Origin of the sequence: Streptomyces sp. NPDC001549 (genome assembly GCF_042894025.1) — a bacterium.
In the GTDB taxonomy this organism is placed as follows: domain Bacteria; phylum Actinomycetota; class Actinomycetes; order Streptomycetales; family Streptomycetaceae; genus Streptomyces; species Streptomyces kutzneri.
Map to the genome: position 1 here is coordinate 1 of NZ_JBIAVJ010000065.1, position 7,860 is coordinate 7,860.

General features: G+C 70.5%; 7 protein-coding genes. 6 read left to right on the forward strand and 1 reads right to left on the reverse strand.

Annotated elements, in window-relative coordinates; translation table 11 throughout:
• Positions 1 to 84 precede the first annotated feature (84 nt).
• Positions 85 to 279 carry a hypothetical protein gene (locus ACFY04_RS43285; RefSeq protein ID WP_389126529.1) on the reverse strand — a complete coding sequence of 65 codons (195 nt, stop codon included), beginning with the start codon at positions 277 to 279 and terminating at the stop codon, positions 85 to 87.
• Positions 280 to 489: 210 nt separating this feature from the next.
• Here ACFY04_RS43285 and ACFY04_RS43290 point away from each other — a divergent pair, with 210 nt between their 5' ends.
• The 6 genes from ACFY04_RS43290 to ACFY04_RS43315 all read left to right on the forward strand — a co-directional run bounded on the left by ACFY04_RS43290 (position 490) and on the right by ACFY04_RS43315 (position 7,653).
• Entirely contained in the window at positions 490 to 891 is a 402-nt protein-coding gene (locus ACFY04_RS43290) for a GntR family transcriptional regulator (RefSeq protein WP_389126530.1), read from the forward strand.
• Positions 888 to 1,886, forward strand: a complete 999-nt coding sequence (locus ACFY04_RS43295) for an ABC transporter ATP-binding protein (RefSeq protein WP_389126532.1) — start codon at positions 888 to 890, stop codon at positions 1,884 to 1,886. Before ACFY04_RS43290 ends, ACFY04_RS43295 begins: the two co-directional genes overlap by 4 nt.
• Entirely contained in the window at positions 1,883 to 2,911 is a 1,029-nt protein-coding gene (locus tag ACFY04_RS43300) for an ABC transporter permease (RefSeq protein ID WP_389126533.1), read from the forward strand. Before ACFY04_RS43295 ends, ACFY04_RS43300 begins: the two co-directional genes overlap by 4 nt.
• Positions 2,912 to 3,704: 793 nt before the next feature.
• Positions 3,705 to 5,036, forward strand: coding sequence for a glycosyltransferase family 87 protein (locus tag ACFY04_RS43305; protein ID WP_389126534.1), 1,332 nt, complete (start codon positions 3,705 to 3,707; stop codon positions 5,034 to 5,036).
• The gene (locus ACFY04_RS43310; RefSeq protein ID WP_389126536.1) at positions 5,033 to 6,079 is read left to right on the forward strand and encodes an amidohydrolase family protein; all 1,047 of its coding nucleotides are present in this window, start codon (positions 5,033 to 5,035) and stop codon (positions 6,077 to 6,079) included. The genes ACFY04_RS43305 and ACFY04_RS43310 overlap by 4 nt, the downstream gene beginning before the upstream one ends.
• 980 nt (positions 6,080 to 7,059) lie before the next feature.
• Positions 7,060 to 7,653 carry an isochorismatase family protein gene (locus ACFY04_RS43315; protein WP_389126538.1) on the forward strand — a complete coding sequence of 198 codons (594 nt, stop codon included), beginning with the start codon at positions 7,060 to 7,062 and terminating at the stop codon, positions 7,651 to 7,653.
• Positions 7,654 to 7,860: the final 207 nt, after the last annotated feature.

The following is a 7,860-nucleotide window of genomic DNA, read 5'->3' on the forward strand; positions in this document are numbered from 1 at the left end:
TCGGACAGCGTGATCTCCACAGCAGAAGGACCCGAATGCGACATGACAACAGCGTAGTAAATAACCATCAGGATTTCTGGCGCATCACACTAGCGTGCGGACCAGCGCCACGGAGGTGAAGACCTTCGTCAGCGACGCGATGCGGAAACACGATTCCGCCGTCACTGCGAGCGGCCCTCGGGTGGCCGTCGTGTGCGTGTCCGCCACCGACGCACCTGCCGCCAGCACAGGGACATCGCGAAGACCCGTCTGTCCTTCCAACAGCTTCTGAAGATTCACCTCGGGCATCGTAGCGGCGGCGTTCCGGACTCGGCGGTCATCGCGCGTCCTGGACTCCCGCGCTGATCCACCCCATGAGAAACGACGTGCAGCGACGTGCAGCGAGGCGCAGCGACGTGTGCCGGACCCCGTGGCCGGCGCTCTCCTTGACATCCGCGCCCCCCTCGATCCACTATTCACTACTCAAATAGTGAAAGGGTGTTTGCCGGGATGATCGAATACCGGATCGACCGGCGCAGCGGGGTTGCCACCTACGTACAGATCGTCCAGCAGACCAAGCAGGCCTTGCGCCTGGGCCTGCTGGAGCCGGGCGACAAGCTTCCGGCTGCCCGAGAGGTCGTGGAGGCCACGGCAGTCAACCCGAACACGGTGCTCAAGGCCTACCGGGAACTGGAACGAGAGGGCCTGGTCGAGGCCCGGCGAGGCCTCGGCACCTTCGTGCGCAGGTCACTCGGTGCCACACCGATTGACTCTCCGCTGCGGGGCGAGCTCTCCGAGTGGGCGTCGCGCGCTCGGACGGCCGGCCTGGAGCGGGATGACGTGGCGGCACTCTTCGCTGTCGTGCTGGACGAGCACTTCGATACCACCGAGAAGGAACAGGATCACCGATGACGAGCAGTGCCATCGAGGCAACCGGGCTGGGGAAGTCGTTCCGGCGGCGCGGCGGATGGGCCCTGCGTGACTGCACGTTTCAGCTGCCGGCCGGACGTGTCAGTGCGCTCGTGGGGCCCAACGGCGCGGGCAAGTCGACGCTGCTCGCCCTGGCGGCGGGGCTGATCGCCCCCAGCGAGGGTTCGGTCACGGTGCTCGGCGGGCACCCGGCCCACGTGCGGCCGCGGATCGGCTTCGTCTCCCAGGACAAGCCGCTGTACCCGCAGCTCACCGTCGCCGAGACGCTCCGCATGGGCGCCGATCTCAACCCCGACAGCTGGGACGCGGACACCGCGGAGCGGGTCGCGGCGGGCGGTGGCCTGGACCTCGGAGCCCGTGTCCGCTCGCTGTCCGGCGGCCAGCGCACCCGCGTGGCGCTCGCCCTCGCCCTCGCCAAGCGGCCGGAACTGCTGCTGCTGGACGAGCCGGTGGCCGACCTCGACCCGCTGGCCCGGCACGAGCTGATGGGCACGCTCATGGCCACGGCCGCGCGGTACGGCACCACCATCGTGATGTCCTCACACGTCATCGCCGAACTGGAGGATTCCTGCGACCACTTGCTGCTGATCGGCGACGGCCGGGTGCATCTGGCGGGTGACATCGACGACTTGCTCGCCGTGCACTCCCTGATCACCGGGCCCGCACGGGAGGCCGCCACCGGCGCCGAGTTCGACCTGGCCCCGCACACCACGGTGGAATCCCGTATCACCGGTCGCCAGGTCACCGCCCTCGTCCGCCCCGCGGGGCCGCTGCCCGCCGGCTGGCAGACGAACGACCTGTCCCTGGAGGCGCTGGTCCTCGCCCACCTGCGCAACCCGGCGGCGCCCCCGCTCACTCTCGGCCCCGCTTCCGATTCCGCCTCCGATTCTGCTTCCGCTTCTGATTCCGCTTCTGCTTCCCCCACGTCCCAGGATGCGACTTCCGCCTCCGCCATGCCCCAGGAGGAGCCCGCATGACCGCCGTTGCCCCCACCGCTCCCGCGGCCACCCGGCATCCGTCCCCCACGCCCCGTCTGACCTGGTGGCTGCTGCGCCTGCACCGGCCGGCGCTGTGCGTCTGGGTCGGCCTCGTGGTCGTACTCTCGGCCGCGCTGCTGTGGCTGGGCGGCCCGCTCGCCGACGCCTCCGCGGCGGCGTGGGAGCAGTACAACGCGTGTGCCGGGGCGTCGAAGTGCGCCTACGACCAGCCCGCGATCATCCGCTACAAGGAGGTCTACTCCGCCACCACCTTCGCCGTCCTCGCCCTCCCCTTCCTCGTAGCCGCCTGGGCCGGGGCCACGCTGACCAGCAGGGAACTGGAGACGGGCACCGCTCAGCTGACCTGGGCCCAGTCGGTTTCCCCGGTGCGCTGGCTCACCGCCAACCTCGCCCTCCCGGCCACCCTCGTCGTCGCAGGCACCGGACTGGTGGTCTCGCTGCACCACCTTGCCTGGTCGGCCGGGAACGGCCGCATAGACACCGCGAAGTCCTGGTCCGACTTCCCGACCTTCTACTCGGGCGGGCCGCTCACGGTCACCCTGGCCCTTCTGGGCCTCGTCGTCGGAGTCCTGGTCGGTCTGCTCTGGCGCCGCTCCCTGCCCGCCCTCGGCACCTCCGTCGTCGCCACGACCGGCGTGTTCGCCATCGTCCACACGGCACTGCCCTACCTGTGGCCCAGCGTGACCCAGGTGCGCAACCGGGTGCAGGGCGCTCCGTCAGGCACGGGGATCGCGGTCGACGAGGGCATCCTCACCTCCACCGGCGCCCGACTGCCGAACCCCTACTGCGGCGGCGACGTCTTCCCTGACTGCCGCGCCACGTACGACAAGCTCGACGCCGTCGGCTACTACCGCGAGTTCCACCCCCTCGCCCACTACTGGCCCCTCCAGCTCATGGCGACGGCCCTCACCTGCGCCATCGTCGCCGTACTGGTCTTCGCCGCGTACCGCGTGCTGAAGAGGCGTACGGGCGGCGCCCCGCGCGGCGCGAGCACCACCGTGTGAGCGCCGCCCTGCGGCTCGTAGGCACTGCCTCGTAAGCACTGACTCGTGAGTGCCGCCGTGTGAGTGCCTGTCTACGCCGTCCCCAGCCGCCCTGGCGAACCGGCGAACCGGCGGGCGGTACGAAGTCGCAGGTCAGGCGGGGGCCGGTCGCCTGGCACCGTCCCCGCGATCGCGCCTGCCCTGGCGCCTGCCACCGCGCCGTCGAAACCCGCGCGGCATGTGTCCGGCCCCGCGTACGACGCCGCGGCGATGACGTCCCGATCCCCGGCCAACAGCGGTTCCGCCACGGCCGTCGCCGTCTCACAGAACACCCCGCGCGCCGGCACGTGGCCGGGTTCACCGACACCGGACTCGGCGACGGGGCCGCGCCCCCTGGGACCGGCGCGATGACGATCGCCGGAGCCCGCTCCGGAGTAAGAGCCGTACGTGCGGTGCGCGGCCTCCACACCGGGGGGCGCGCACCGCCGTCACGGACCGGGCCACCGGAACCCGGCTCCCGGCTCCCGGCTCCCGGCAGTCACCGTCGCTGTCGCCGGACCCTGCCACGCCCCTCAAAGCCGTGATGCGAACCCCTCCGGAAGCACTCCGGTACCGGCGGTACTCTCCCGCTTCTCCCGCACCCTCACCCCACCCTCCATTCGTCATGCCCTCATGCCCTCACCTCTTCTTCAAAGGTTGATGCCTGATGTCGCAAGCTGCTCGGAAACAGGAGCCCCGGTCTCGGTCTCGCTCCGCAGCCAAGCCCTTCGCCGGCGGACGACGGTGGGACCGGCTGGTACTGCTGGCGTGCGCGGTGTCGGCACTCGTGGTGGGGCTGGCGTCTCCCGACCACACCTCGCAGAAGGTGTGGGGCCTGGTCGGCGCGGCGGGATACGCCTGCGCGGCCCTGGTCGCGGCGCGGTCGTCCACGCCGTGGGCCCGCACCCCCGCCGTGGTCGCCGTCACCGGTGCGGCGGCCATACCGCTGCTGTACCTGTCGGTGATCGGCAGGGCGCAGATGGAAGTCGGCGTCGTGGAACGGGCGGCCGACCTGCTGTTCTCCACCGGAACTCCATACAACCCCGCGCCGCACGCCGTACGGGACTTCAATCCCTACCTTCCCGGCATGGCGCTCTTCGGGATACCGCACCTGCTGTTCGGTGACACCCCGTTCGCCAGCGCCCGCGTGTGGTTCCTCGTCGGGTTCCTCGCGGCCGTAGCGGGAGCCGTGCGGGTGCTGACCAGGGGCGGGGGCCTCGCTACGGGGCCGAACGGCACCGCGCGCGGCGCCACCGCCGGGCTGACCGGCGCCCTGTGGCTGATCGCCTGTCCTGTCGTCGCGCTGCCCCTGAGCATCGGCGGCGTGGACCCGCCGGTCATCGGACTGCTCTGCCTGGCCCTGGCCTTCACACAGCGGGGTCATGCCGGGCGCGCGGGCCTGGCCGTGGGGGTAGCCGCCGTTCTGAAGTGGACCGCCTGGCCGGCCATCCCGGTGATCGTCGCCGTACTCGCGGTACGGGGCGGGAAGCGCCCTGCGTTCAGGTGCGCGGCAGCGGCCACCGGGCTGGCCGCGCTGACCATCACGCCCGCGGTGCTGGTCGACACCAGCGCCTTCTACCAGAACGTCGTCCTCTACCCGCTGGGCCTCGGCCCCACGGCGTCTTCCGCCCAGAGTCCCCTGCTCGGGCACCTGATCGTTCTGCTGTTTCCTCACGGCAAGGCAGTGACCACGGCGCTGATCGCGTTGAGCGCGGTGGGTGTGGGGGCGTCGCTGCTGGTCCGCCCGCCGCGGAGCACCGTCGCCGCCGCCGACAGGCTGGCCCTGGGGCTGCTCCTGGCGATAGCGCTGTCCCCGGCCACCCGCATCGGCTACGCCATCTACCCCATCGTCCTGATCGCCTGGCCCCGCTTCACCGCCCGCCTGTCGGCCGACCGCCCCACCGTGCCCCACCCCGCGAGCGAACCACCGCACCACCGGCGGACCGTGGCAAGCCGCCTGTGCACCGCCACCCCCGCCACGGCCGGCCCCCTGCCCCCGTACCGCTCCCCGGCCGGCCGCGATGCCCGCCGCCGACCGCACCGGGAGCACCACGAAACCGGCCCGCGCCACTCGGTGGGCGCAGACGATTCCCGCCGAGCTGGTTGATCTCGTCACCTCACACCCCTTCGGCAAAGAGCCGGCCACCAAAGGCGCCTGCTGCACCGCCTGCGCTGCCTTTCGACGTCGCGGTCCTGTCCCTGGCCTCGCCGGGCGTGCAGAACCTCAGTGCCGCAGACGCCGTCGTCGCGGCCCGCGAGGCCAACGACACGCTGGCCGACATCGTCGCCGGGCGGCCCGACCGCTTCCAAGCCTTCGCCGCCATCCCCACCGCGGCGCCAGAGGTCGCCACGGCCGAACTGGAGCGCGCGGTCGCCCAGCTCGGGTTCCCCGGCGCGATGCTCTATGGGCGCACCGGCGACAAGCTCGCCGACGCCCCGGAGTCCGACGACCTCCACGCGGCCGCCGCGCGACTGGGAGTTCCCCTGCACTTTCACCCGCAGACCCCTGTGAAGCCGGTCCTCGACGCGTACTACTCAGGCTTCGACGACGGAGTCGGGATGGCGCGCAGTACGGGCATGGGGCTCGCGACGGCGGGGCTGGGCTGGTACTTCGACCTGGGCATCCAGTACCTGCGGATGATCTTCTCCGGGGTGTTCGACCGGCACCCCGAGCTGCAGGTGATCGCCGGACACTGGGGCGAGGTCGTCCTGTTCTATTTGGACCACACCGGGATCATGGCGCACAACACGAAGCTTGAACGCCCGCTGGCCGACTACTTCACCCAGAACTTCTGGGTGTGCGGCAGCGGCACCGTCAGCGAGCGCTACATGCGGTGGACCTCGGAGGTCGTCGGGACCGAGCGAATGATGTACTCCACCGACTACCCCTGCACATTCGGGACCCGGCCCGGCGGATTCCCCTTCCTCGACACCGCCAACGGGGTCGCCCGCTCGTTCCTCGAGCAGGCGCCGTTCAGCCACGAGGAAAAGGCCGCCATCGGATCCGGCAACTGGGAGAAGCTGACCGGCCGCGTCACGGCCAACCGCGCCCGGAGGTTACCCGGCACCACCAGGCTGATCGCGCCCGGCACATCGGTAGAAACCACACCAGCCCCCACGGTTGCGTCAGATGCAACATCGTGGCGTTGAACCATGATCCCCCGAGGCAGAAGACCCCGTCATCACCTGGACGAGCGACAGCCGCACCTCCCCGACCAGGTCAGAGGCGGTCACCGAGCCACGCGGAATGATGCAGTCGAGACAACTCCGCCCACCTGGAGTCGTGGACCTCGGCCAACGGGACCATGTGGTCGATGTCAACCCCGGCCGCGCCCTGCACCAGGACATCGTCGTAGTAGGAGTGCCAGACACCCCCGGTGATTGTGCAGCCGGCGCCCACGGCCGGGGCCTCGATCGCCTCGGCGATCAACACATCCGCGCGGGCGGTGCAGCCGTTCTTGTCGTCGTCCTTCCAGCGCGGGTACAGCTCCCGCTTGTTTCACGAGTCCCCGCGACACCATCACCGACCGCACATCCGGCTCCAGTCCGTCATCCTCGGCCGCTGCGACACCCGGGTCGGCTGCCCGGCGTACGGAGCGGGGATGCGAGAGAGGGGCCCCGGTGCGAGCGGCGGCGTCAGCGCCGGGGGTCAACCCTCGCCCGCACATGTCACACAGGATGCCGAACGCTGTGCTTCTGATGCGGGGCGATGGCCGGCCGCGGCTATGGTCGGTCGCAGTCCGCGCCGATAGGGCGTGCGCGGGCGAGGCCCGGTGACCAGAGCGCTCTGGCGGCAGTAGTGCCGGGCCGCCCAACCACCCACTGGGCCGAAGCCGGACCGGGCACCGTCGTCAGCCGGCCCAGGCCTTCGAAGGGGTTGCGGGACGCTTCCGTCTGTGGCGCTGTTCCAACATCCTGTCCACCGTTCTGCGGACCGGACCTTCCGGACCCCCTTCCCACTGCGACTCCTCGCCGCGCCTTCAACGATTTACAGTCCGACACTCCCGCTACCGCGCATGGTGGTGAAGCTTGTCCTCCGGTCGGATGGATGGGCTGCCGGAACGGCGGTGTACGGCAGGGCGGCGGGCAGGGGTCAGGTGGTGGTGATCCCCGTGGAAAGGATGCTTCTCATGAGCCGTGCGCTGGTGGTCGTCGATGTGCAGAAGGACTTCTGCGAGGGAGGCAGTGTCCCAGTGCGGGGTGGTGCGGGCCGCGCCGGTGCCATCGCCGATCTGGTGCGCCAGCCCCCTGGCGGCGGCTACGACTGCGTCGTGGCGACGCGGGATCACCACATCGATCCCGGAACCCACTTCTCCGACACCCCCGACTTCAACAACAGCTTCCCCGTCCACTGTCTGGCCGGGAGCGAGGGCAGTGAGTTCCACCCGGCTTTCGCATCCGTCGCAGACTCTCCGGCCGTCGACGAAGTCGTCTACAAAGGCGCGCATTCGGCCTCCAAGAGCGGATTCGAAGGCAGTACCAGGGAAGGAGTGCGTCTGGCGGACTGGCTCCGCGCACGGAAGGTCACCAAAGTCGACGTCGTCGGCATCGCGACCGACCACTGCGTCCGTGCCACCGCTCTCGACGCGGTCCGGGAAGGCTTCACAACCCGCGTCCTGCTCGACTACACGGCGGGCGTCGCCGCCGACACCACCCGCACCGCCATGAACGACCTCCGCGCCGCCGGTGTCACCCTCACCGGCAAGCCCGTCGTACTGACCTGACCGAACCTAATCCCCCGCAATTCCGATTGCTGCCGGGCCCGGATGCCACTGAAGACGCAGAGCAGGCCTGCACCGCCGGCCTCACCCGCAAGCCTGCCGGGACCTGAACGGGGAGCGTGTCTGAAAGATCGTGTAAGTCCGCGATGTGGAAGTCTGACCCGGGGCTCGGCCTCGGGCCTGTGGGCCAGGCGGATCGGACGAGTCATG